Annotated in this window: 25 protein-coding genes, 1 rRNA gene and 1 pseudogene; 23 read left to right on the top strand and 4 right to left on the bottom strand. The window is 44.6% G+C overall.

Going from position 1 to position 22,149, the window contains the following annotated elements:
* The first annotated feature begins 44 nt into the window (after positions 1–44).
* Together rrf and B092_RS0104760 are read left to right on the top strand one after the other, a co-directional pair.
* A 5S ribosomal RNA gene (rrf, locus tag B092_RS0104765) occupies positions 45–158 on the top strand.
* Between the two features lie 155 nt (positions 159–313).
* Positions 314–1,129, top strand: coding sequence for a TlpA disulfide reductase family protein (locus tag B092_RS0104760; protein ID WP_232244286.1), 816 nt, complete (start codon positions 314–316; stop codon positions 1,127–1,129).
* Here the strand turns inward: B092_RS0104760 and B092_RS13710 are convergent.
* Positions 1,126–1,398 carry a hypothetical protein gene (locus tag B092_RS13710; protein ID WP_018574105.1) on the bottom strand — a complete coding sequence of 91 codons (273 nt, stop codon included), beginning with the start codon at positions 1,396–1,398 and terminating at the stop codon, positions 1,126–1,128. The genes B092_RS0104760 and B092_RS13710 overlap by 4 nt on opposite strands.
* 247 nt (positions 1,399–1,645) lie before the next feature.
* Between B092_RS13710 and B092_RS0104750 the strand changes: the two genes are divergently transcribed.
* From B092_RS0104750 to aspS, 4 genes and pseudogenes are all read left to right on the top strand, one after another.
* Positions 1,646–2,005 (top strand): hypothetical protein, encoded by a 360-nt coding sequence (locus tag B092_RS0104750; RefSeq protein ID WP_018574104.1) that lies wholly within the window; start codon positions 1,646–1,648, stop codon positions 2,003–2,005.
* A 196-nt stretch (positions 2,006–2,201) separates the two neighbouring features.
* Positions 2,202–3,491 carry a putative Na+/H+ antiporter gene (locus tag B092_RS0104745; RefSeq protein WP_018574103.1) on the top strand — a complete coding sequence of 430 codons (1,290 nt, stop codon included), beginning with the start codon at positions 2,202–2,204 and terminating at the stop codon, positions 3,489–3,491.
* Positions 3,492–3,598: 107 nt separating this feature from the next.
* A pseudogene (locus B092_RS13705) lies at positions 3,599–3,817 on the top strand (FmdB family zinc ribbon protein); the annotation flags it as partial.
* Between the two features lie 85 nt (positions 3,818–3,902).
* Entirely contained in the window at positions 3,903–5,699 is a 1,797-nt protein-coding gene (gene aspS, locus B092_RS0104735; protein WP_018574101.1) for an aspartate--tRNA ligase, read from the top strand.
* Positions 5,700–5,771: 72 nt separating this feature from the next.
* On the opposite strand, the gene B092_RS0104730 is transcribed toward aspS, so the two are convergent.
* The gene (locus tag B092_RS0104730; protein WP_026253600.1) at positions 5,772–6,533 is read right to left on the bottom strand and encodes an SDR family oxidoreductase; all 762 of its coding nucleotides are present in this window, start codon (positions 6,531–6,533) and stop codon (positions 5,772–5,774) included.
* A gap of 150 nt (positions 6,534–6,683) precedes the next feature.
* Between B092_RS0104730 and B092_RS0104725 the strand changes: the two genes are divergently transcribed.
* From B092_RS0104725 to lipA, 15 genes are read left to right on the top strand one after another with little or no spacing between them, the layout of a single operon-like run.
* Complete coding sequence (locus tag B092_RS0104725) at positions 6,684–7,481, top strand: 3-hydroxybutyrate dehydrogenase (RefSeq protein WP_018574099.1); 798 nt, start codon at positions 6,684–6,686, stop codon at positions 7,479–7,481.
* A gap of 37 nt (positions 7,482–7,518) precedes the next feature.
* Positions 7,519–8,397: a KPN_02809 family neutral zinc metallopeptidase gene (gene ypfJ / locus B092_RS0104720; protein ID WP_018574098.1), complete on the top strand. Its 879-nt coding sequence runs from the start codon at positions 7,519–7,521 to the stop codon at positions 8,395–8,397.
* Positions 8,398–8,419: 22 nt separating this feature from the next.
* Positions 8,420–9,073 (top strand): site-2 protease family protein, encoded by a 654-nt coding sequence (locus B092_RS0104715; RefSeq protein ID WP_018574097.1) that lies wholly within the window; start codon positions 8,420–8,422, stop codon positions 9,071–9,073.
* Between the two features lie 41 nt (positions 9,074–9,114).
* On the top strand, positions 9,115–10,017 hold the full coding sequence (locus tag B092_RS0104710) for an endonuclease/exonuclease/phosphatase family protein (RefSeq protein ID WP_018574096.1): 903 nt from the start codon (positions 9,115–9,117) through the stop codon (positions 10,015–10,017).
* A 9-nt stretch (positions 10,018–10,026) separates the two neighbouring features.
* The gene (waaC, locus tag B092_RS0104705) at positions 10,027–10,995 is read left to right on the top strand and encodes a lipopolysaccharide heptosyltransferase I (protein ID WP_018574095.1); all 969 of its coding nucleotides are present in this window, start codon (positions 10,027–10,029) and stop codon (positions 10,993–10,995) included.
* Positions 10,995–12,281: a 3-deoxy-D-manno-octulosonic acid transferase gene (locus B092_RS0104700; RefSeq protein ID WP_018574094.1), complete on the top strand. Its 1,287-nt coding sequence runs from the start codon at positions 10,995–10,997 to the stop codon at positions 12,279–12,281. Before waaC ends, B092_RS0104700 begins: the two co-directional genes overlap by 1 nt.
* A gap of 25 nt (positions 12,282–12,306) precedes the next feature.
* The gene (locus tag B092_RS0104695) at positions 12,307–13,203 is read left to right on the top strand and encodes a biotin--[acetyl-CoA-carboxylase] ligase (protein WP_018574093.1); all 897 of its coding nucleotides are present in this window, start codon (positions 12,307–12,309) and stop codon (positions 13,201–13,203) included.
* Positions 13,196–14,059 (top strand): type III pantothenate kinase, encoded by an 864-nt coding sequence (locus B092_RS0104690; protein WP_018574092.1) that lies wholly within the window; start codon positions 13,196–13,198, stop codon positions 14,057–14,059. The genes B092_RS0104695 and B092_RS0104690 overlap by 8 nt, the downstream gene beginning before the upstream one ends.
* Before the next feature lie 59 nt (positions 14,060–14,118).
* The gene (locus B092_RS15595) at positions 14,119–14,280 is read left to right on the top strand and encodes a hypothetical protein (RefSeq protein ID WP_018574091.1); all 162 of its coding nucleotides are present in this window, start codon (positions 14,119–14,121) and stop codon (positions 14,278–14,280) included.
* Between the two features lie 40 nt (positions 14,281–14,320).
* On the top strand, positions 14,321–14,992 hold the full coding sequence (locus B092_RS0104680) for an alpha/beta hydrolase (protein ID WP_018574090.1): 672 nt from the start codon (positions 14,321–14,323) through the stop codon (positions 14,990–14,992).
* A gap of 47 nt (positions 14,993–15,039) precedes the next feature.
* Positions 15,040–16,305: a D-alanyl-D-alanine carboxypeptidase family protein gene (locus tag B092_RS0104675; protein ID WP_018574089.1), complete on the top strand. Its 1,266-nt coding sequence runs from the start codon at positions 15,040–15,042 to the stop codon at positions 16,303–16,305.
* 24 nt (positions 16,306–16,329) lie between these two features.
* Positions 16,330–17,208, top strand: a complete 879-nt coding sequence (locus tag B092_RS0104670) for a D-amino acid aminotransferase (RefSeq protein WP_018574088.1) — start codon at positions 16,330–16,332, stop codon at positions 17,206–17,208.
* Positions 17,209–17,213: 5 nt separating this feature from the next.
* A complete protein-coding gene (locus tag B092_RS0104665; RefSeq protein ID WP_026253599.1) occupies positions 17,214–17,489 on the top strand; it encodes an HP0495 family protein in 276 nt (91 codons plus the stop codon).
* A gap of 54 nt (positions 17,490–17,543) precedes the next feature.
* Positions 17,544–18,194 carry a lipoyl(octanoyl) transferase LipB gene (gene lipB, locus B092_RS0104660; protein ID WP_018574086.1) on the top strand — a complete coding sequence of 217 codons (651 nt, stop codon included), beginning with the start codon at positions 17,544–17,546 and terminating at the stop codon, positions 18,192–18,194.
* A gap of 50 nt (positions 18,195–18,244) precedes the next feature.
* The gene (gene lipA / locus B092_RS0104655) at positions 18,245–19,216 is read left to right on the top strand and encodes a lipoyl synthase (protein ID WP_018574085.1); all 972 of its coding nucleotides are present in this window, start codon (positions 18,245–18,247) and stop codon (positions 19,214–19,216) included.
* Between the two features lie 166 nt (positions 19,217–19,382).
* Here the strand turns inward: lipA and B092_RS16000 are convergent, their stop codons facing one another.
* Both B092_RS16000 and B092_RS15995 read right to left on the bottom strand, forming a co-directional pair.
* Positions 19,383–19,598: a molybdopterin-dependent oxidoreductase gene (locus B092_RS16000; protein ID WP_083907460.1), complete on the bottom strand. Its 216-nt coding sequence runs from the start codon at positions 19,596–19,598 to the stop codon at positions 19,383–19,385.
* Positions 19,599–19,631: 33 nt separating this feature from the next.
* The gene (locus tag B092_RS15995) at positions 19,632–19,988 is read right to left on the bottom strand and encodes a hypothetical protein (RefSeq protein WP_018574084.1); all 357 of its coding nucleotides are present in this window, start codon (positions 19,986–19,988) and stop codon (positions 19,632–19,634) included.
* A gap of 193 nt (positions 19,989–20,181) precedes the next feature.
* On the opposite strand from B092_RS15995, the gene B092_RS0104645 reads away from it, so the two are divergent.
* The gene (locus B092_RS0104645) at positions 20,182–21,219 is read left to right on the top strand and encodes a sulfate ABC transporter substrate-binding protein (protein WP_018574083.1); all 1,038 of its coding nucleotides are present in this window, start codon (positions 20,182–20,184) and stop codon (positions 21,217–21,219) included.
* A gap of 92 nt (positions 21,220–21,311) precedes the next feature.
* Positions 21,312–22,142 (top strand): sulfate ABC transporter permease subunit CysT, encoded by an 831-nt coding sequence (gene cysT, locus B092_RS0104640; protein ID WP_018574082.1) that lies wholly within the window; start codon positions 21,312–21,314, stop codon positions 22,140–22,142.
* The last annotated feature ends 7 nt before the right edge of the window (positions 22,143–22,149 follow it).

The raw sequence follows: 22,149 nt of genomic DNA, 5'->3' as shown, positions 1-22,149 counted from the left end.
ATTGTGCTTCTTCCTAATTGCTAAACCAAGCAATACAAGCTTCGCTTGACGACCATAGCAAGGTGGACCCACTCCTTCCCATCCCGAACAGGACAGTGAAACGCCTTCGCGCCGATGATAGTTGGATTCGCTCCCGTGAAAGTAGGTCATCGTCAGGCAAATTACATCAACCCCCTGAAAGCATACGCTCTCAGGGGGTTTTATTATGCCCGATCCATCCATTGACTGACTAACCAACTCGCCGAACGATGTGCTTGTGTAGTAGTTGATGCGTCGCACACTACTAAGCGCTTCTAATAACTGCTACACTTTATTGTCTACTCATTTAAACGAATTGAGCACAATGATTATAGGCCCATTTCTTTTGCCTCCACCTGTTTTTTCTTTTTTAGTAGGACTTATTGTTCTAATGATTCTTGGTGGGTTGTTAAAGAAACTCATTCACCCCCGTTTTGACTCGTGGACAGGATTACTAACAATTGCTGCCTTTATAGCGGCACGTCTAGGCTTTGTTTTTAGGCATTGGGAGTCTTATCGCCATAACCCATTGCGCATCTTATATATATGGCAGGGTGGCTTTGACGTGAGCTGGGCCATCATTGCCGCTGTACTAACTGTATTTTTCCTAAACACTTGGCGACACCGAGCCATTGCGGTAGGAGTGCTTGTTATAACTTCTGCTGCGATCGTATTAACAATGCATATGACCGTGAAAGCTGGCGCACAAGATTTGCCAGATATCCAGTTAAAAGCCCTGACGAATGATTTCGTTAATTTATCAACTCATTCTGATGAATTAGTGGTCATTAATTTATGGGCGACTTGGTGCGGCCCTTGTAGACGGGAGATGCCGGCCCTAGAAAGGGCAATGACTGACTATCCGGATATTAAGTTCTATTTTATTAATCAAGGTGAATCTGAAAGGTTGGTATTAGAGTTTTTAAGCGATGAAAAGCTATCACTCGCCGATGAGATCCTAATGGATCCTTATTTTCAAATTTCGGAATATTATCAAACACTGGGCACACCGGTAACATTATTTTTTAATAATAATCGTTTAAAAGCTTTGCATGTAGGAGAAATAAGTACAGAGCTTTTAACGGATCGCTTAAAGCAGTTTAGGCTTTAGTGTAATGATAATTGCTTGTCGGATTTGTCATAGGTGTTATAAATATCTATCGCTGTATATTCTAAGTCACTTAGTTCGAAGAGATTAGGTGGCTTGGTGTCCTTGTTGTTGCTATTTTGTTGATCGTTGCTTAGGGCTAGTATCACCTTGTTGCCGGGAAGTAGCTTATAGCTTAACTCTTCACCCGGTTTAACTTTTAAATGTCTCAACATCTCTTTTTTTAGCGTGATTTTACCGTCGCAGCCGATCATGATACTTTTCTTAGACATTTAGTCCTCTTTGTTTATAAGATAGCTTTGATTTTGCTTTGTTATTTCGTTTCTTTCAATACCCACAAGTACTTACTATTAGTTTATATTGATTTATTTTATATTTTAAGTAATAATCATAAGTCGATGATATGGCTTNTATCATATTTTTCTATTCATTACTCACCTAGGAGCTATCGATGACTACCTGTTTGTTTTAACTATTTATTTGTATCTAATCTAATTAGGTACCATGAGGTAAGAGATAATGAGCAGAAAAGATCATATTGATAAGCGACTTGTTTTAGTGCATCGTTTGGGTCATAGGTATTATCCTTTCAAAAAGCTTTTTAGGCGTAGTGGTCAATTTGGCTTCCCAGTCAGTCCCAAAGGTCGACGTGAGCGTAACGGCGATGCTCTCTATTTGCAAAGACTTGAAGATGTGATTCCTCTGTTTTGCTTCGAGGGCTATAGCTTAAACACTACGACAGACACGCAGCCGACGAGTGCTGGCGAAAAGGTCGCAGAGTATTCGTTGAGTGGTACAGCAATTATTGGCTATGAGATTTCAAAAGACTTGGCTGATTTAGTTGAACATGCCGATGTTCAGCCACTTAAGATTTTCTAGCATCATTTGCTGTTATTAATAATATTTAAATTTTACCGAATGACATGATAGTTGTGATACATCATGTTCATAGAAATATTATTAGTGCCTTCAATGCTGCGAAGTTTTTCAATCTGGTTTAAAATCGATCCCTTAATTGATATTTATAATTACAGATTGTTAAAAATAGCAGCTTTTATTTTTGGAGGCCAAAAGCATGCCAACGTCAACCGAGTTACTCGCAACCATCTTATTTGGTCTTGCGATTGTTCACACCTTCTCAGTCCCTGTGTTTGCCAAGATTGCAGACAGGCCGGGTCCACACCAGGGACTTTGGCATTTACTATCTGAAGTAGAGGGTGTGTTCGGTCTATGGGCAACCATATTTTTAGTTTTTATGGCAGCAAGCGGTGGTCTAAATGCCGCAGTTGAGTACATAGACAGCCGTAATTTTACGGAGCCGCTATTCGTTTTTGCCATTATGGTGATCGCGGCCAGTCGTCCAATTTTAGATTTGGTACAACGTATTGTCAGTTACTTAGCAAGGGTATTGCCTTTGCAGACAGAAGTTGCACAGTTTTTTATTACATTAAGCTTAGTGCCACTCGTCGGTTCATTAATTACCGAGCCAGCGGCAATGACTTTGGCTGCTTTGATGTTGCGCGAGGGCTATTTTAGTCGAGCACAAAGCACTAAGTACAAGTATATGGCGTTGGGTGTGCTGTTTGTTAATATTTCTATTGGTGGTGTGTTAACTGCTTTTGCTGCGCCGCCGGTTCTAATCGTAGCTAATACCTTCGGCTGGGATTCCTTCTTTATGTTAACTACCTTTGGCTGGAAAGCGGCCATTGCTGTCATTATCAATGCGGTATTAATAACGTTTGTATGTCGTCGTGAGATTGTTCGTACAGCTAGGGTACCTATCCGCAAAGAAACCCGTATTGAGCGTGGCGGCGTTGCCGAGCGAGCAGAAAGTGTGCCGGCTGGTGTCATCATAATTCATTGCCTATTTTTATTAGGCGTGGTGTATTTCTCGCATCATCCACATATTTTTATGGGTATGTTGATGTTGTTTATCGGTTACTGTACTGCTTATAACCGTTACCAAAATCCTCTATTAATCAAAGAGGGCCTAATGGTTGGTTTTTTCTTGGCAGGTTTGTTGATTTTAGGTGGTATGCAGCAGTGGTGGCTCCAGAGTCTATTGGGCAGTTTAGAACCGATGGTTTTATTTGTAGGCTCAACGTCGCTAACAGCTATTACTGATAATGCTGCGCTAACCTACTTGGGTTCTTTAGTAGAGGGTACTAGCTCAGAATGGCGCTATATGTTGGTTGCCGGTGCTGTCACTGGTGGTGGTTTAACCGTTATCGCTAATGCGCCGAACCCTGCGGGTTTTTCGCTCTTAAGACGATCATTCCCGAATCATGCGATTGCAGCACAGTATTTGCTTTTAGCTGCTTTAGGTCCGACCTTAATTGCTGCTGCGGCGTTTATCTTATTATAAATCTAGCTCTTAAAGAGCAACGTTTAGGGGTAAAAAGGGCTAAAATATAGCCCTTTATATCCCTTTTTGTTCCTAGTTTATGGACGATTACTGTTAGAGAGTGTGTTGTGCCTATTTATGTATATCGTTGTGAGAATTGTGGCTCAGAAAAAGAGCTTTTACAAAAAATGTCTGATGCGCCATTGACCCATTGTGATTCCTGTGACCAGGATACGATGGTTAAGCAAGTGACTGCGGCTGGGTTTGAGCTTAAAGGTACCGGTTGGTATGTGACTGACTTCCGTGATGGTGGTAAGCCCTCATCAGGCGGTGGTGCTGCCGAGGGTTAAGCAGTTACAGAGTCCATTCAACAAGTTTTAAAATTTAGTATATAAACTAATAAAAGCGCTATTGAGCGTGTTCGGAGTAAATATGAAGCGCACCTGCTATACAGGTCAGGTTTGTCTAGATCACTTAGATCAAACAGTTACTTTATTCGGTTGGGTTCATCGTCGTCGCGACCACGGTGGTGTGATTTTTATTGACTTGCGCGACCGAGAGGGTCTGGCGCAGGTGGTTTGTAACCCTGAAAATGAAACCGCATTTAAGATTGCTGAAGGCATCCGCAGTGAATTCTGCTTAAAAGTAACAGGCGTTGTACGTCATCGACCGGAAGGTACGGTTAATCCGGATCTTAAGTCTGGTGAGATCGAAATTGTATGTGATGAAATTGAGGTATTAAATTCATCCGTCACTCCTCCATTTCAGTTAGATGACGATAATTTATCGGAGACCATTCGCCTAACACATCGCGTCATTGATTTGCGCCGTGATGTGATGCAAAAAAACCTCATGTTGCGCTATCGTGTTGCCATGGAGTCTCGTAAGTTTTTAGACTCGCTTGGCTTTATTGATATCGAGACACCCATGCTAACCAAGAGTACACCAGAGGGTGCTCGTGACTATTTAGTTCCTTCTCGTGTTAATCCCGGTGAGTTCTTTGCTTTACCTCAGTCTCCGCAGTTGTTCAAGCAGTTGTTGATGGTTTCCGGTTTTGACCGCTATTATCAAATCACCAAGTGCTTCCGTGACGAGGATTTACGTGCGGATCGTCAGCCTGAGTTTACTCAAATCGACTGCGAACTTTCTTTCTTAAATGAGGAAGAAATTCGTGAGATCTTTGAAGAAATGATGCGTCATATTTTCAAAGAGGTTAAAGCGGTCGAGTTGCCAAGTCAATTCCCAACCATGCCTTGGTCAGAGGCAATGGCGCGCTTTGGTTCCGATAAGCCTGACTTACGTGTCAAGTTGGAGTTTACCGAGTTGACCGAGGTGATGAAAGACGTTGATTTCAAGGTGTTCAGTGGTCCGGCCAATATGGACAATGGTCGTGTCATTGCGCTAAGAGTGCCGGGCGGTGCGGCTCTTTCTCGTAAAGAGATTGATGATTACACGCAGTACGTTGCTATTTATGGCGCCAAGGGTCTTGCGTGGATTAAGGTTAATGAAGTTGCCAATGGTCGTGATGGTTTACAGTCGCCCATTGTTAAAAATATTCACGATGCCGCACTCGAAGAAATCTTAAAGCGTACAGGAGCACAGGATGGCGATATTCTCTTCTTTGGTGCTGATAAGGCTAAGGTGGTTAATGATGCGATGGGTGCATTGCGCGTTAAGTTAGGTCGTAGTGAGTTTGCTAAAGAAAATGGTCTCTTCGAAGAGGGTTGGCAACCATTGTGGGTCGTCGACTTCCCAATGTTCGAATACGACGAAGAAGAGCAACGTCATGTTGCTGCGCATCATCCGTTTACCAGTCCTAAAGATGGTCATGAGGATTTCTTAGAAAGTGATCCTTCAAAAGCGCTTGCCAAAGCATATGACCTGGTCTTAAATGGTTGGGAGATTGGTGGCGGTTCAATTCGTATTCATCGCTCTGAGCTCCAGAAGAAAGTATTCAAGGCTCTTAAATTAGGTGAAGAGGAAATTCAAACTAAGTTTGGTTTCTTGGTAGATGCATTACGCTACGGTGCACCTCCACACGGTGGATTAGCATTTGGCTTAGACCGTCTAGTAACGATCATGGCGGGTGCTTCGTCCATACGCGATGTGATTGCTTTCCCTAAAACTCAGCGTGCTCAGTGCTTATTAACACAAGCACCTTCTGAGGTTGATGAGAAGCAGTTGCGCGAGCTGCATATTCGCCTTCGTAAAAAGGCAGAAGAGCAGTAATTAAGCTGTCTACTTGATACTAAAAACCGCTAATTCAAATACAATGGATTAGCGGTTTTTTGATGGTTCAGATTAGTCTTTTGCTTTTCTTGTCACTTTCAAAGCAGAAAATGACTGCGCGACTGGCATCACTTCCAGTGAGTTGATGTTGACATGTTCAGGCTGCGTAGCAAGCCATGAAATGATGTTGGCAATATCTTCTGGTCTGACAAAGTCGACATTTTCATAGATGGCTTTAACTTTTGATTCATCGCCATCAAAGCGTACATTTGAAAACTCAGTGTCACCACAAAGGCCCGGTTCGATATTGCTTACGCGAACGTTAGTGCCGGCTAAATCTGCCCGTAAATTTAGGCTGAATTGGCGCACAAAGGCCTTGGTAGCACCGTAGACGTTGCCGCCCGGGTAGGGCCAATTGCCGGCAATCGAACCGATATTAATGATCATGCCGCGGTTGCGTTGGACCATGCCCGGTAAGATATGGCGCGTCACATGGACAAGGCCAGTGATGTTTGTGCTGATCATTTGATCCCAGTCACTAAGATCGGCCTCCTGTGCGTTGGACAGTCCTTTTGCAAGACCGGCGTTATTAACCAGTGCGTCAATTTCTTTTAGCTCGGCGGGTAAGCTATTGATCGCATCGGCGATGGCTTCTTTTGACTGAATATCAAAAGCTAAGGGGTGAAAACGATCACCGAGTTCGTTGCGCATGGCTTCAAGACGTTCGGCGCGACGACCACAACCGATAACAACATGCCCTTCGCTAATGAGTTTTTCGCTGGTCGCTTTACCAAAGCCGGCCGTGGCTCCAGTGACAAAGAATATTTTTTTCATAGTAGTCATCAAATTTATTAAAAAAAAGCAAATGAGATAGTGAGTTGCTTTATTATGTAATATAAACGTTTGATAATACACTGGGAACAGTACTAAGATAGTGCTACTGTTATTTTTGATAGATTAATTACATAGGTAAAGGGACATAGGATGACACAGGCAAGTTACTCGTTAGATGGTCAAGTTGCATTGATTACCGGTTCAGGTAGTGGTTTGGGCCGTGATATGGCGCTAAGATTTGCAGCAGCCGGTGCGGCGATCGGTGTAGCTGATTTGAATTTAGAGGGTGCTGAAAAGGTCGTAGCTGAGATCGAGGCTGCCGGTGGCCGTGCCATGGCGATCGAAATGGATGTGACCAATGAAGAGCAGGTCAATCAGGGCGTAGATGCTTTAGTAGCTTACTTTGGTGCTGTTGATGTTTTGATTTCAAATGCCGGTATTCAAATTATTGAGTCTATTGATAAGTTCGAGTATGCCCAGTGGAAGAAGATGTTGGCTATCCATTTGGATGGTGCTTTTTTGACTACCAAAGCGGTATTAAAGCATATGTACAAGGATAATCGTGGCGGTTCGGTGATATATATGGGCTCAGCACACTCTCATGAAGCGTCTGTGCTCAAGGCTCCTTATGTCACAGCAAAGCACGGTTTGTTAGGGTTAAATCGAGTGTTGGCCAAAGAAGGCGCAGCACACAATGTGCGTTCTAATGTAATTTGCCCGGGATTTGTCTTAACCCCTCTTGTAGAAAAGCAAATTCCGGAGCAAGCTCAGGAGCTAGGTATCAGCGAAGAGGCAGTCGTCAAAGATGTCATGCTCAAAAATACGGTAAATAATGAGTTTACGACCCTTGAAGACGTTAGTTCTGCGGCGCTATTTTTGGCAACCTTCCCTAGTAACTCGTTGACCGGGCAATCCATTGTGGTATCTAATGGCTGGCACATGCACTAGCAAGTAATATAGGGCCTTTACAGAGAGATTAGTTTAAATGAAGCTTGGTGGCAGAAGACAAAGTAGAAACGTCGAGGATCGTCGTGGACAAAGGGGTTCTTCCGGACGTGGAGGCATTCCGATCTTTAGTGGCGGTAAAATTAGCATTGGTACCATCGTCATTGCATTGGTTGCTTGGTTGGCTTTTGGAGTTAACCCCTTGCAGTTTCTAGGTGGTTTAGATTCCACGAGTTATGATCAGAGTACAGTCTCACAGCGTGGTACGACAGGTGAGTTGACTGATGCCGAGGGTGTTTTTGTCGCACAGGTATTGGGTACGACTGAGGATATTTGGAGTGAGCAGTTTAGGCTTCATCAGATAGGAACGTACCGAGAACCACGCTTAGTCTTATATGACCACGCAACTCGCACAGCGTGTGGTTTAGGGCAGGGTGCTATGGGCCCTTTTTATTGTCCAGGCGATCAAACGATTTATTTAGATTTAGAGTTTTTCCGTGAAACCGGTAAGCGTATGGGGGTACGTGGTGACTTTGCGCAGGGTTATGTCATTGCTCATGAGGTAGGGCATCACGTGCAGCGTGTGTTAGGCGTTTTAGAGCAAACCCAAGCAGCCCAACAACGTGCCAGTCAGCGTCAAGCGAATCAGATTTCAGTGCTAACTGAGTTGCAAGCAGATTGCTTTGCCGGTATTTGGGCTCATGAGTTACAAAAACAGGGCGATACTATCAACGAGAGCGATATCAGAGATGCGATGAATGCCGCTGCGGCTGTAGGTGATGACCGTATTCAGCAAAATGCTCAGGGCTATGCCGTGCCGGATTCATTTACTCATGGCTCGTCTGCACAACGTGTACAATGGTTTACGATAGGTTTGCAGCAAGGTAGTTTGCAGGCTTGTAATACCTTCTCAGGCTAGCTTTTGCTTAAATAAGTTTTATATGGACATTGAAACAACCATTAGACTGATCACAGTCTATGCTATTCCCGTGATATTTGCGATTACCTTGCACGAAGCTGCTCATGGTTATGTGGCCAAGAGATTTGGTGACAATACCGCTTTTGTGTTGGGTAGGGTCAGCCTAAATCCGGTCCGTCATATTGATCCATTTGGTACGATAATTTTCCCGACCTTAACTCTCTTTTTGGGTGGGATGTTGTTTGGTTGGGCAAAGCCGGTGCCGGTCAATCAAGGTGAGCTGAGAGAGCCTCGTAAGCATATGATTTGGGTGGTGTTGGCAGGGCCGGCAGCCAATTTTGTGATGGCCTTTATGTGGGCTGTTTTATTGCGCATCTTAGTCATGTTGGGCCAAGTAGATGGCTTTCTGTGGGAGGTGTCTCTAGCCGGTATTTCAATTAATCTGGTATTGATGGTATTAAATTTACTGCCAATACCGCCTCTTGATGGTGGTCGTGTTCTGATGAACATTGTGCCATTTGAGGTGGAGCAGAAGCTAGCACGCATCGAGCCTTATGGTATCTGGATTTTATTGCTTTTGTTAATGCTCGGAGTTGTACAGCCTGTCATTGGAACTGGGGTTAATTTCTTCTATCAATTGATTCTCCAAATAGTGTTTTTTGGGTATCAGTTCTAAATGCCTTAATCTTAATTTGAGCGGGTGTAGATTCCATTGTTATGACTAAATTAAAAGTTCTAACATACAATATTCACAAAGGTAAGGCGCCTTTAGGGATACGTACTTCGTTGACTAGCTTAAAAGAAGCGTTGCAACGTGAAAATGCAGATTTAATTTTTTTACAAGAGGTACAAGGGCGTAATGACTTAGAAAGTACGCTTCATAACCAGCCGGAACGTTTAGCGGAAGCACTTGATATGCACGTCGTTTATGGACGCAATGCCATTCGACGCAGCACCGATCATGGTAATGCCTTACTAAGCCGTTACCCGATTGTGTATCAGGAGAATCAGGATATTTCGGATCATCGTTTGGAGCAGCGTGGTGTTCTACATGCCCAAGTGTGTGTCAATAAGAAAAACATTCACTGCTTCGTTGTGCATTTAGGTCTTTTTAAGCAGAGCCGCAAGCGTCAGGCAGAAGCTATTTCGTCACGTATTAATCGCTTGGTAAAAGCGGAAGAACCAATTATTGTTGCCGGTGATTTTAATGATTGGACCGAACGCTTAAGTAGTGAGTTAATGTCTGTGTTGCATTTAGAAGAGGTCTTTGAGGATGAGGCAAAGCGTATCGATGCGGAGCTTCCGGCTGTTAAGCTTAACTTCCAAAAAGGTTTTAATGAGATGAACTTGATGTGGCAAAATCCGGAATTGAAAAACCGCTTGGAGCGTTTAGCAAATTATATGCGGTCTGATAATTTTAAGCGCTTGACAGAGGCTTTTTTTATTGAGCGGCGCTACTATAATCCACGGACTTATCCGGCTTCTTTTCCTTGGTTACGTTTGGACCGTATGTATCAGCGAGGCTTTGAGATTGATACCACCGAGGTTCTCAAGGGTAGGCCGTGGAATAAAATTTCCGATCACTTGCCGTTAAGTGCTAAGCTTAAATTGTTAGAGTAGAAAGGGTATATGTCTAAAAAAATACTAATTGTGCGTTCTTCCTCTTTAGGTGACTTGGTTTTTTTGCTACCGGCGATTTCTGATATTGCTAAGCATTACCCAGATGCCATAATTGACTGGGTAGTTGAAGAAGCCTTCGCAGAGATTCCATCGTGGCATCCTGCGGTTAATCGAGTCATTACTATCTCACATCGTCGTTGGCGCAAACAGTGGTTAGGTCGCGCAGCTCGACGCGAACGAGCAGAATTTAAAAAAACAATACGCCAAACAAAATACGATATTGTGTTAGATATGCAAGCACTAATGAAGTCGGTCTGGGTGGTCCGACAAACCATTGGTGAGCGTCACGGTCTTGATTGGAGATCTGCCCGAGAGCGTTTTGCTTCGCTATTTTATAAAAAGCGTCATCGTGTTGAGTTTTGGCAGCCGGCGGTTATTCGTCAGCGGGAATTAGCTGCATTAGCCTTAGGTTATACCTATGAAGGGCCTCCTGATTTTGGATTGCAGGCTTTTACTGATGGGGTGGAAATCCAGAATTATGCGGTCGTGATGCCATCTGCAAGTCGTGATGATAAGCTTTGGCCTGAAGAGGATTGGCATGCAGTGTTGGATTTTTTGCTTGAGCAAGGTCTAGCGTTGCGCGTATTGGCAGGCAATGCCAAGGAAGCCGAACGAGCCGCTGAGTTAGTAAAAAAATACCCTAATGTAGAACTTCTGATATGTTTACCATTAAAAGAAGTGGCTGAGCACTTGGCGGCAGCCCGCTTGATGATCGGTTTAGATAGCGGCTTAACCCATTTGTCCGCCGCATTAGGGCGTCCGACGATTGGTATTTACTGCGCTTCGACGCCTGTGCGTGCACCAGTAACAGGTTCCGGCATGACTGCGAGTTTGGGTGATAGGGGAGTGCCACCAAGTCGTGATGCTGTTATTTTAAAATTAAATCAAGCGTTGGGGCTCGAGCGATCGGAGCAGTGATGAATCGCTTCATCTATACGACGTTATTGCGTTTGGCATCGCCGATTATTTTCAAGTTGTTGGAGCGTAAAGCTCAGCGTGCCGGTGGTGTATGGGAAATTCCCTCTCCCGAACGTTTCGGTGATTATGCTGCAAACATATCTGCTGACCACATGGACGTTTTTCAACGTCCGGTCTGGGTGCATGCGGTGAGTTTAGGTGAGACGCGCGCTGCTCAACCATTAATTCAAGCTTTGTTGGATCAGGGGTTGCCGGTACTACTAACGCATATGACAGCGACCGGTCGAGAGATGGGGGCCTCTTTTTTTAAGCAATATATAGTATCAGGCCAGCTGCGACAAGCATGGGTTCCTTATGACTTGCCAAAGGCGGTCACCGGCTTTTTAAATCATTGGCAGCCGCGCTGTGGCATCTTGATCGAAAGGGAGCTTTGGCCCAATCTATTAGCGGAAGCAAAAACTCAAGAGATTCCAATGCTCATGGTAAGCGCTCGCTTTTCTGAGTCGACCTTAAAGCAAAGTCGTTGGATGGGGCGTGTACTGAGAGATGCTTTTGATTCCTTAACCCTGATCTTAGCCCAAACAACGGAAGATGAGGTGCGTTTAAGGTCATATGGTCTTAGTCAGGTGAAATTAGCAGGTAATCTAAAGTTTGATGTTACCGTTGTCGAGTCTTTGATGGAAAAAGCGATACATCTTAAAGAGCAGTTGCAACGTCCAGTAGTGGTAATTGCCAGCACGCGTGATGGTGAAGAGGCCATGTTTATCAATGCTATTAGTCAAATGGGACAACAAGCGGCCTTATATGTTGTGGTGCCACGTCACCCACAACGTTTTGGCGAAGTCAGTACGCTATTAGACAAATCAACTCTGGCTTATTTGCAACGTTCGCAGCAACCCTCGATTGAGGCTCTCAGGCAGTGTCAAGTGCTTTTAGGCGATAGTGTGGGTGAGATGTTTTTTTATTATGGCTTAGCAGATGTCGCAATTATTGGCGGTAGTTTTGCTGATTTTGGCGGACAAAATAATATTGAAGCAAGTGCGGCCGGCGTGCCGGTTATGGTTGGGCCACACACAGCTAATTTTAAGCAGGCAGTAGACGATGCGATAGCGGCCGGTGCGACGATACGAGTCAATGATGCGACAGAGGCAGTGAAACAGGCTGAGCAGTTGCTCAATCATGCTCAGGAGCGTGAAGCCATGAGATTGGCTGCAAAACAATGGATGTCACAGCACCGTGGAGCAACGGAGAGGACAATGTGTTATTTACAACCTTTTTTACAGTAGACTTTAAGTCGTTTAGATTTGAACTATGCCTTTAATCACGTTACCGGCTGCAGAGCAATTAGCAGTCAATATTAAGCAAGAATTACCCGGTTTTGCTGGAGTGCAGTGGGTTGACAGTATTGATTCAACCAATGCCCAGCTAATGACCGGTGCCCGTCAGATTGAACCGGTGCAGCAGCGTCCAACATTGCTGGGGGCGCATCATCAAACACAAGGTAAGGGACGGGGCGGTCGTCATTGGAAGGATTTAGATAAGACCACATTGATGTTTTCATGTGCCTTTGATGTGGACTTGCCTGCTAGTCAATTGCCCATGCTGGCGCCAATTTGTGGCATTGTGGCTTGTGAGCAGTTACGCCAATTGGTGGGTACAAGGCATCAGTATCGCTTAACTATGAAGTGGCCTAATGACATTTTATTTGATGGCGCTAAGTTATCAGGGTTGTTGGTCGAGGCGGTTAAACCAACGGTGGCTCGTTTTTCGGCGCACCACCATGTGGTCGTTGTCGGTATGGGTTTAAACCTTACTCATGCAAAGGTGTTAAGTGAGTCATTACAACGACCAGTGGCCGATTGGACTTCTGTTCTTTCGACATTAAAGGAACGTGAAAATAAAGCAGCAGAAAACGTCAGTGCGATGGTAGCTCTAATTGCCAACGCTTGGTATCAAGCCATTTTGCAATACCAAGATGAGGGGTTTGAGCCATTTATAGCGCGGCATGCAGCAGTGGATGCCTTGGTCGGTCAAACTGTTGATGTGTTAAACGGTGCAGAGGTGATGTACAGTGGCGTCGCCCAAGGGGTTGATAATAATGCTTGCTTGCAGGTGATGACTGAGGATGGGCTTAAGCAAGTCATTTATGGCGATGTATCTGTGCGTGCCACTGAAGCTCAATCCGTGGAAGAGGTTCGGGATGTATGATGCGTCCAAAGCCGTGCTATTAATTGATGCCGGTAATACACGAATTAAGTTTGTTTATTATGAGTCGCTGTCATGTCGTACACCCGAAGGGCTCCCTAAATCAAATAAATTTATTTTGACTCACGATGAAATAGAGCGATTGTCAGAGCGTTTAGGGCAATTTAATAAAAAACCAACCTTAGTGATCGGTGTGAATGTGGCCGGTTCTATAATCGCAGCCAAGATTAGTAAGCAACTCCGCCTTCATCATGGTGCCGGGACCTATGAGCAATATTGGCTGAGTTCGCAACCACAGCTTTTGCACTTAAAAAATGCCTATATTGACGCCAGCCAATTAGGATCGGATCGTTGGCTGGCTATGTTGGGACTTAGTGTGCATGAAAAGGCGCAGCATCGTCCAGTCATGTTAGTCAGCTTCGGTACGGCGACGACTGTGGATACTGTGTATCAGAGCGAGTTTTTGGGTGGTTTGATCTTCCCGGGGCTGCAGATGATGGCTGATAGCTTGGCTCAGGGGACAGCTCAGCTACCGGCGATTAAGTGGGGAAAATCAAGCTTGCCGATGACCTTCCCTCTGTCGACTGCCGATGCCTTAGAAAGTGGCATGATTGCTGCTCAGGCGGCTGCGGTCTTGCGCCAATGGACTTGTGTCGTTGAGCAGTATGGATTAAATCCGGTGGTGTTTTATGCCGGTGGTGCGGCGGATTATGTTGTGCCTGAATTGCATCGTCTGCTTGCAGAACAAATTAGGTTACACGGATTTGATACAATGGAGCTTGTCCCATTTGACGATCCCGTATTGGCGGGGTTGTTGGTTTATGCGCAATATTGTTTGCAAGATTCGGTCGCGCATTGATCTGATGTGTCACGATAAATTCCATTTTGCCCAAATAGTCTGTAGAGCAGAATAACACGATGCGCAACCTATTTATTTTACTGTTGTTAGTTAATGTACTTATCTACGGCTTAGGAGCGGGTTGGCTTGGTTTTAAACCAAGTGAGCTGAAAATGAGCTCCGGTTCACCGCGAATCGTGGAGTATAAGCCTCGAGATATACATATTGAAGCCCTGCCATAGGGTGATTAATACTTTATATTTAAAAGGATTGGATGATTATATGTCCCAAGCGACTAAGTTATATCAGGGTGGTGTCGGTATTGTAGATGTCATGATCGACTACCCAAAAGATGCCCCTGAGGGTTGGGCGATAGTTTTACATCCTCACCCTTTATTTGAAGGAACCCGTAATAATAAAGTAGTAACCACCATTTCACGTTTGTTAGTCAATCATGGTTATGCTGTATTGCGTCCAGACTTTAGAGGGGTCGGTCAATCAGCAGGTGAGTTTGATGAGGCCAGAGGGGAGACTCACGATATGGTTCAGGTGGTGCAGCAGTTTTTAGCTGAGCATCCTCAATTGGCAGGACTGCCTTGGTTGATTGGTGGTTTCTCCTTTGGCTCAGCAGTCGCAGCTCAGCTTCACCAAGAAATTGCTGAGCTGATTGCCGAAGCGCCATCACAATCCCTATTGACGATGCCCTCTGCGTTGTTGCTCGCTGGTGTGGGTGTGTGGCGTTTTAGTTATAGAGAGGTTGATTTGCCGGACAATACCTTTGTTATCCATGGTGAGCAGGATGAGGTGATTCCTCTGAGTGACGCCTTTGAGTGGTTGACAAGCAAACAGCAGGCGGTCACAGTATTGCCTGGTGTGGGGCATTACTTTCATGGGGCCTTGATTGAACTTCGGAAGCAGTTAGAGCTCTATCTCAAGGGTATTGACCTGATTTAGTTTTACAATAGCCAATCCATTATTTATAGCGATTTAGAGTAACGACGATGTTTAAAAGAATAGTAATTTTACTGATATTAATTTTGGTGGGTGTTGGTGCCTATACGTTTTTATCAGGTAAAAAAGCAGCAGACAGCACGACGAGCGGACAAATTATTCTGCAGCCTGTGACGCCAACCGAAACAGAAGCAACTAATATTTCTTCGATCGTCCCAACGACGCCGGATACGCCAACCGTTGTTGGTTTCTCTAATTTTGTGGTGCCGGATATTGAGACTCGTAGTTGGATACTCATGGATGTCGATACTGGGCAGATCTTGGCAGAAAAAGATCCGGATATGCGTGTTGAGCCTGCGTCTCTGACTAAGTTGATGACAGCGAGCTTGGTGTTTGATGCGCTGGATAAAGGTCGTATCTCGCTAGAGCAAGAGGTGATGGTGACCCCGCAAGCTCGTGCTGCTGAGGGATCCCGTATGTTTATTGAGATCAATACACCGGTGAAAATCGGTGAGTTGATACAAGGTATGATTGTGCAGTCGGGTAATGACGCCAGTATTTTATTGGCTCAAACCGTGGGTGGCTCACTCAATGTGTTTGTCGATCAGATGAATAAGCGCGCTGCAGCGTTTGGTATGCCTAATACTAGCTTTGGTGATCCAACCGGTTTACCTTCAGAGCGTACCTATACCACGGCCCGTGATATGTCGGTATTAGCGCAGCACATCATTTTAGATCATCCGCAGTACTATCACTATTTCAGTCAGTTAGAATACCGCTACAATAATATCAATCAGCATAATCGTAATGGTTTATTGCGTCGTAATTTAGGTGTTGACGGCTTAAAAACCGGTCATACGTCATCGGCAGGCTATAGTTTAATTACAACGGCACAACGTGACGGTCGTCGTTTATTGTCGGTGGTGATTGGCACGGAAAGTATCGCTGCACGCGAACGCGCTAATCAGGCGTTATTAGATTGGGGCTATGCTAATTTTGTTGCCAGAGAGGTAGCTGATGCGGGTGATGAAATAGTTAGCTTGCGCGTTTGGGAGGGCAAGACCAAGGAAGCCAGATTAGGCTCAAAGAATAAGGTTGCTATTACTGTTCCTCGTGGACGCGAAGATGAGGTACAGGCCATTACACAGATTAATCAGAAGCTTGTTGCGCCATTACAGCGTGGTCAGCAGGTTGGCTTAGTGCAGTTTGTATTAGATGGCCACATCATGAAAGAGGATCCCTTAGTGGTGATTGAAGCAGTTGAGCAGGCCGGTCTATTTGGCCGTTTATGGGATAAGTTAATGGGCTCTTTCTAAGAGTTTGTTCGAAGCGAGTTATTGATGATTGAAGAGTTAATTCCGGGCGTTACAGAAGATGTTGACGTTTATTTAAACGGTGACATTTTGCCTTTGAGCCAAGCAACGATCTCTGTGTTAGATCGAGGCTTTATTTTCGGTGACGGTATTTATGAGGTTGTGCCGGTTTATAATCGTAAACCGTTTCGATTAGAGCAGCATGTGGCTCGCTTGATGCGCAGCTTGGACAAGATTTCCCTACAAACAGGCAATACGGCAGAAGAGTGGCAACAGCTGATGACAATGATGGCTCAGCGTGCGCCATGGGATAATAGCTTAGTCTACTTACAAGTGACCCGTGGTGTGGCTAAGCGCGACCATGCTTTTCCGAATCCACCGATTAAGCCGACTATCTTCTTGATGGCAGCTCCTCGCGTAGCACCCAGTGTAAAAGAAATTGAGCAGGGATTACGTACGGTCAGTATGCTGGATATGCGCTGGTTGCACTGCGATATTAAATCGGTTTCTTTACTTGGTAATGTCCTCGCTAAGCAATACGCCGTTGAGCGCGGTGTGGATGATGTTATTCAGTTTCGTGATGGTTATTTATCGGAAGCTTCTTCGGCGAATATTTGGGTGGTTAAAGATGGTGCAGTGATCGCCCCACCCAAGGATAATTTGGTCTTAGAGGGAATCCGCTATGGCTTGATTGAGGAGTTGTGCCAAGCCGAGGGTATTCCTTTGCATCTGCGACCGGTGTCGAAGGAAGAGGTTGAGCAAGCGGATGAGTTGTTTTTATCTTCTGCCACTAAAGAAATTTTGCCGATCACAGAGCTCGATGCAAAGCCTATTGCAAACGGTGAGGTCGGACCCATATACAAGGCTCTAAAACAAGCTTATGGAAAGGTGCTGGCAGCACTTTGATTGATATGAAAGACATACCAAAAGAAGAATCTTTGATTGAGTATCCATGTGATTTTCCCATCAAAGTGATGAGTGTAAATCATCCGGAAATCGTGCAGCTTTTGACGCCCATCATTTTAGAGCACGATCCCAGCTTTAATCATGAAACAATTATCTTCCGAGAAAGTAGTAAGGGTAATTATGTTGGTTTGACCGTGACTGTTTATGTTGAGTCACGTGAGCAATTAGATAATATTTACCGTGCTCTACATGGGCATGAACTTGTAAAAGCGGTGCTCTAACCTACGCTTAGCTATTAGGTGCAAAATCACTAAGTAGCTAAGCCATCACTATCTATGATCAAAATTAAGAAATTTGAGGGTTTATCAGATTACGAACCGTTCTGGCATGCCATGAAGGAGTTTACTGAGGCTCGTAGTGACGACACAGCAGACGAGATTTGGCAGGTAGAGCATAAGGCTGTTTACACCCTCGGTCAGGCAGGAAAGCCGGAACACATTTTAAATCCCAAGCAAATACCCATTGTGCACTGTAATCGTGGTGGGCAGGTCACTTATCATGGCCCCGGACAGGTCGTTGTGTATCCTTTGTTGCAGCTTAATCGCTACAAGATGTTCGTGAAAGAGTATGTGGAAGGTCTTGAAGATGCAATAATCAGGACATTAGCTTATTTTGGTATCCCTAATGCCTGTCGCAAAGAAAAGGCGCCGGGTGTTTATGTGCCAATGCCAGACGTTCCCGGCGATGGTTTGGCTAAGATCGCGGCCCTTGGTGTTAAAATTACTAACGGCTGTACTTATCATGGCTTGGCAATTAATGTGGCGATGGACTTAGAGCCTTTTTTGGGCATAAATCCTTGTGGTTACGAGGGCTTACGTACAATAGATATGCAAAGCTTGGGGATAAAAGCGACGGTGGAAGAAGTTTCTGATAAAGTGGTTGAAGAACTTCAGAGCATATTTAGCGCTAAATTAGCGTTGGCTTAGTAGGTCATCGCCTAGACAACACTATCACTCTAATTTAGAGGACAAAAGCAGTGAGTACAAATTTACCAATTTTAGAGAAAGACGAAAGCTATGTTGCGACCAAAAAGCAAAAAGCTTTTGACAAGGTTTCTCGTATTCCAGTCAAAGTAGTACAAAGAGAGCCGATTAAAAAGCCGTCGTGGATTCGCGTAAAAGCCGCACCGGCAAATTCACAGTTCAACCATATTAAGAGTATCTTAAGAGAAAATAAAATGGTGACGGTCTGTGAAGAGGCTTCTTGTCCAAACATCGGTGAGTGTTTTGGTAAGGGGACAGCGACATTCATGATTATGGGTGATAAGTGTACCCGTCGTTGTCCATTCTGTGATGTCGGTCATGGTCGCCCCGATCCTTTAGATGAAAAAGAGCCTGCTAACTTAGCTGAGTCGATCGCACTAATGCGTCTTAATTACGTAGTGATTACCTCGGTAGACCGTGATGACTTGCGCGATGGTGGGGCGCAGCACTTCGTAGATTGTATTAATGAGGTCCGTACGCGTTCACCAAAAACTCAGGTTGAGGTCTTAGTCCCTGATTTTCGTGGTCGCTTAGAAAGAGCCTTAGATATTTTTGCTGCCGGTTTGCCTGATGTGATGAATCACAACTTAGAAACAATTCCTCGTTTATATAAGCAAGCACGACCGGGGGCGGACTATAAGCACTCACTTAAGTTGCTTCAGGATTTCAAGCGTATGTACCCGGGTATCCCGACTAAGTCCGGCATTATGGTCGGTTTAGGCGAAAATAATGACGAAATTCTTGAGGTCATGCGTGATATGCGTGAGCACGACATTGATATGATTACTATCGGTCAGTATTTGGCACCCTCCGGTTATCATTTACCTGTTGAGCGTTATATGCACCCTGATGAATTTGCTTGGCTCGAAGAGGAAGCCTACAAAATGGGCTTTAGCCATGCGGCGGTGGGAGCGATGGTCCGCTCTTCTTATCATGCCGATGAGCAAGCGAGCGGTATTGTGTAAATTAACAATTTACTGACAATTCATTTAAAAGCGCCTTCTACATATACAAGGCGCTTTTTTAATTTATTGCTTTAGAGCTAGGGCAATTATTCAATGGCCGAGACTAAGTAAGCAATTACCGCCTCTATGTCATCTGCATCCATTGCGTCAAAAGAGGGCATAGCGCTCATGCTTTCGAACATGGTTTGGCGAATGCGTTCAGCGTCATATATTTGGCACCATCATTCATGCCATTGACGTGTTCTAGTAGGGTTTTAACAGGAACACCACTAAAGACGACACAGCCTGCTGCGCCGACGGTCCATTGAGTACCACTTGGCCTTGATGGGAAGTAGGCACGACCGTTGCCGCTACACTGTAGGACCATGGCTACAGTAGTCATACCTAACTTTTTAAGATCCGCAACGGTCAGAGTTTATGGGTCTTTTACCCCCGCGATCTCTATCTCCCAAGCGTCCGGAACTTTTATAATATCCTCACTTGGGGGCGAGATATTATTACGTACAAATAAACGTTCTAGTGGTGTAATGATTCCACTACCGAAAGCACTACGCTTAGTTTCCATCGTGTTTGCACTATGGATAATTAAGCTATCGGGATCTTTCCAAGAGGCATAATCCGGTAAGGAGGGACCGCTTCCTGCGTCAGTTTGGGTTGCTGCTAGTACTTTGGCTGCCGGGGTTAAGCCACTAATCGCACTAATAGAGGCTAAGCCTAAGACGCTACCGCTCGTTGTCAGCACTCGGCGACGGGCTTTATTGATTTGTGTCATAAAAAAGCCCCAAGATTCTTCGTTCTTCTCTAATATTGACAAGGTTTTTAATGCTTAAATCAATATGTTTATATTTCTTTTGGTAATATAAATATGTAAATTTATTGTTTTTAATTATAAGAAAAAAGAGTTATATTCTTTCTTATGTCTTTTTGAGGCGTTCAATAGACAAAAATATTATTTAGGAATACTTATGAAATTCGGTAAAAGTTTTTTATCATCAGCGCTGAAGCCTGCGTTAGTCTTGTCTATCGCGGCTTCTGCTGCATTTTCTGTCAGTGCCCAAGCACAAGACGGTAAAGATGCTTTTTTAAATGTATCTTATGATGTGATGCGTGACTTCTATAAGGAATTTAATCCTTTGTTTTTAGAGGATTATGCTGCCAAGCATAACGGTGAGACCTTAACTATTCAGCAGTCACATGCAGGTTCTTCTAAGCAAGCGATGAGTGTGGCCAACGGTTTATTAGCGGATGTCGTGACAATGAACCAAAGCTCAGATATTCAATTGTTGGTTGACAAGGGTCTGATTGATGCAGAGTGGGAGCAGGAGTTTCCTGACAATGCGGTACCTTTTACCAGCTTAACCGTGATTTTAGTGCGCAAAGACAATCCTAAAAACATCCAAGACTGGGAAGATTTGACAAAAGACGGCGTGCAAATCGTGATTGCTAACCCGAAAATCACCGGTAATGGCCGCTATAGTTTCCTAGCACTTTATGGTGCCGCTTTAAAAGAGCATAATGGCGATCATGAAAAAGCCAAAGAATTAGCGCGTGGTATTTTGAAAAATACGCCAATCTTAGAAAATGGTGGCCGTGCTGCGACGACGACTTTCGTACAGCGAGGTATTGGTGATGTGCTCCTAACCTTTGAAAATGAAGCACATATGGCAGCCAATGAGTTTGGTAAAGACCAATTTGAAGTGATTTACCCAACTTACTCCATTAAAGCTGAAAACCCTGTCGCTATTGTCGATACAGTAGTTGAGCGTAAGGGCTCAGAAGCGACTGCCAAAGAGTACTTAGATTTCCTGTGGAGTGAGCCTGCGCAAGAGTTAGCAGCTTCTTTATACCTACGTCCTAGTAGCCAAGAGGTATTAGAGAAAAACGCTGATCGCTTCCCTCCGGTAGAGACTTTCCGTGCGACAGAAGTGTTTGGTGATTGGCCGGAAATTATGCAAACCTACTTTGCTGATGGCGGTATTTTTGACGAAGTCAACAAGCGCTAAATAATAAAAAAGTTTTAAAATTCAGCTTCAATGCGCTTAGAACTCATTTTATGAGGCTAAGCGCATTTGCTGTTAAAAAGCGGTATTAAATAATGCAATTTTTACTCAAACAAAAAACGATACTACCGGGCTTTGGTCTAAGTTTAGGGGTAAGTGTGTTTTGCTTATCCATTTTGGTGCTTTTACCTTTTGCTATGCTGTTCTGGGTCACTTCTGGTATGGGATGGGATGTGTTTATCAGCACAATCACCGAAGAGCGCGTGATGGCAGCCATTTTTTTAACCCTTCGTTTATCACTGTATGCGACCTTTACTAATCTGTTTTTTGGTACCTTAGTGGCTTGGGTATTGGTGCGTTATCAGTTTCCCGGTAAGTCTCTGATGAATGCGTTGGTTGATTTGCCTTTTGCCTTGCCAACAGCGGTTACAGGGATTACCTTAGCAACACTTTATTCGCCAAACGGCTGGTTGGGTCAATTCTTTGAACAGCGGATTGCTTTTACTCCAACCGGTATTTACCTCGCCTTGGTCGTTGTCAGTATGCCGTTTATTGTGCGTGCGGTGCAACCGGTACTGGAAGAGCTGCAACCTGAGTTAGAAGAGGCTTCCGCGACCTTAGGGGCAAATCGCTGGACTACGTTTCGACGCGTCATTTTACCCGAGTTAACACCGGCTTTATTGATGGGTACGGGCATGATGTTTGCCCGAGCGACCGGTGAGTATGGTTCCGTGATTTTTATTGCCGGTAATATCCCGCTGGTGTCTGAAATTTTACCGGTCATTATTACAGCAAAACTAGAGATGTTTGATGTGCAGGGAGCGTCCGCTGTGGCCTTATTTATGTTGCTCATTGCTTTTACGATTCTCTTTATCATCAATGCCGCACAATGGCGTATTAGTCGCCGTCTTGAAGGTAGAGCATAAGGATTAA

It is taken from the genome of Oligella ureolytica DSM 18253, from assembly GCF_000373745.1.
GTDB lineage: Bacteria > Pseudomonadota > Gammaproteobacteria > Burkholderiales > Burkholderiaceae_B > Oligella > Oligella ureolytica.
The sequence above is the reverse complement of the archived record's forward strand: the minus strand, read 5'-3'. Positions and strand labels throughout refer to the sequence as shown.

What these genes read in the sequence shown, in the direction of transcription:
- B092_RS15595 (WP_018574091.1), top strand. Translation starts at nt 14,119, where the DNA reads ATGCGCAACCTATTTATTTTACTGTTGTTAGTTAATGTACTTATCTAC.
- B092_RS0104675 (WP_018574089.1), top strand. Translation starts at nt 15,040, where the DNA reads ATGTTTAAAAGAATAGTAATTTTACTGATATTAATTTTGGTGGGTGTT.
- B092_RS0104645 (WP_018574083.1), top strand. Translation starts at nt 20,182, where the DNA reads ATGAAATTCGGTAAAAGTTTTTTATCATCAGCGCTGAAGCCTGCGTTA.
- B092_RS0104730 (WP_026253600.1), bottom strand. Translation starts at nt 6,533, where the DNA reads ATGAAAAAAATATTCTTTGTCACTGGAGCCACGGCCGGCTTTGGTAAA.
- B092_RS0104665 (WP_026253599.1), top strand. Translation starts at nt 17,214, where the DNA reads ATGAAAGACATACCAAAAGAAGAATCTTTGATTGAGTATCCATGTGAT.
- waaC (WP_018574095.1), top strand. Translation starts at nt 10,027, where the DNA reads ATGTCTAAAAAAATACTAATTGTGCGTTCTTCCTCTTTAGGTGACTTG.
- B092_RS16000 (WP_083907460.1), bottom strand. Translation starts at nt 19,598, where the DNA reads ATGACTACTGTAGCCATGGTCCTACAGTGTAGCGGCAACGGTCGTGCC.
- B092_RS0104710 (WP_018574096.1), top strand. Translation starts at nt 9,115, where the DNA reads ATGACTAAATTAAAAGTTCTAACATACAATATTCACAAAGGTAAGGCG.
- B092_RS0104700 (WP_018574094.1), top strand. Translation starts at nt 10,995, where the DNA reads ATGAATCGCTTCATCTATACGACGTTATTGCGTTTGGCATCGCCGATT.
- B092_RS0104750 (WP_018574104.1), top strand. Translation starts at nt 1,646, where the DNA reads ATGAGCAGAAAAGATCATATTGATAAGCGACTTGTTTTAGTGCATCGT.
- B092_RS0104695 (WP_018574093.1), top strand. Translation starts at nt 12,307, where the DNA reads ATGCCTTTAATCACGTTACCGGCTGCAGAGCAATTAGCAGTCAATATT.
- B092_RS0104680 (WP_018574090.1), top strand. Translation starts at nt 14,321, where the DNA reads ATGTCCCAAGCGACTAAGTTATATCAGGGTGGTGTCGGTATTGTAGAT.
- B092_RS13710 (WP_018574105.1), bottom strand. Translation starts at nt 1,398, where the DNA reads ATGTCTAAGAAAAGTATCATGATCGGCTGCGACGGTAAAATCACGCTA.
- cysT (WP_018574082.1), top strand. Translation starts at nt 21,312, where the DNA reads ATGCAATTTTTACTCAAACAAAAAACGATACTACCGGGCTTTGGTCTA.
- B092_RS0104725 (WP_018574099.1), top strand. Translation starts at nt 6,684, where the DNA reads ATGACACAGGCAAGTTACTCGTTAGATGGTCAAGTTGCATTGATTACC.
- ypfJ (WP_018574098.1), top strand. Translation starts at nt 7,519, where the DNA reads ATGAAGCTTGGTGGCAGAAGACAAAGTAGAAACGTCGAGGATCGTCGT.
- B092_RS15995 (WP_018574084.1), bottom strand. Translation starts at nt 19,988, where the DNA reads ATGACACAAATCAATAAAGCCCGTCGCCGAGTGCTGACAACGAGCGGT.
- lipB (WP_018574086.1), top strand. Translation starts at nt 17,544, where the DNA reads ATGATCAAAATTAAGAAATTTGAGGGTTTATCAGATTACGAACCGTTC.
- B092_RS0104715 (WP_018574097.1), top strand. Translation starts at nt 8,420, where the DNA reads ATGGACATTGAAACAACCATTAGACTGATCACAGTCTATGCTATTCCC.
- B092_RS0104745 (WP_018574103.1), top strand. Translation starts at nt 2,202, where the DNA reads ATGCCAACGTCAACCGAGTTACTCGCAACCATCTTATTTGGTCTTGCG.
- B092_RS0104670 (WP_018574088.1), top strand. Translation starts at nt 16,330, where the DNA reads ATGATTGAAGAGTTAATTCCGGGCGTTACAGAAGATGTTGACGTTTAT.
- aspS (WP_018574101.1), top strand. Translation starts at nt 3,903, where the DNA reads ATGAAGCGCACCTGCTATACAGGTCAGGTTTGTCTAGATCACTTAGAT.
- B092_RS0104690 (WP_018574092.1), top strand. Translation starts at nt 13,196, where the DNA reads ATGTATGATGCGTCCAAAGCCGTGCTATTAATTGATGCCGGTAATACA.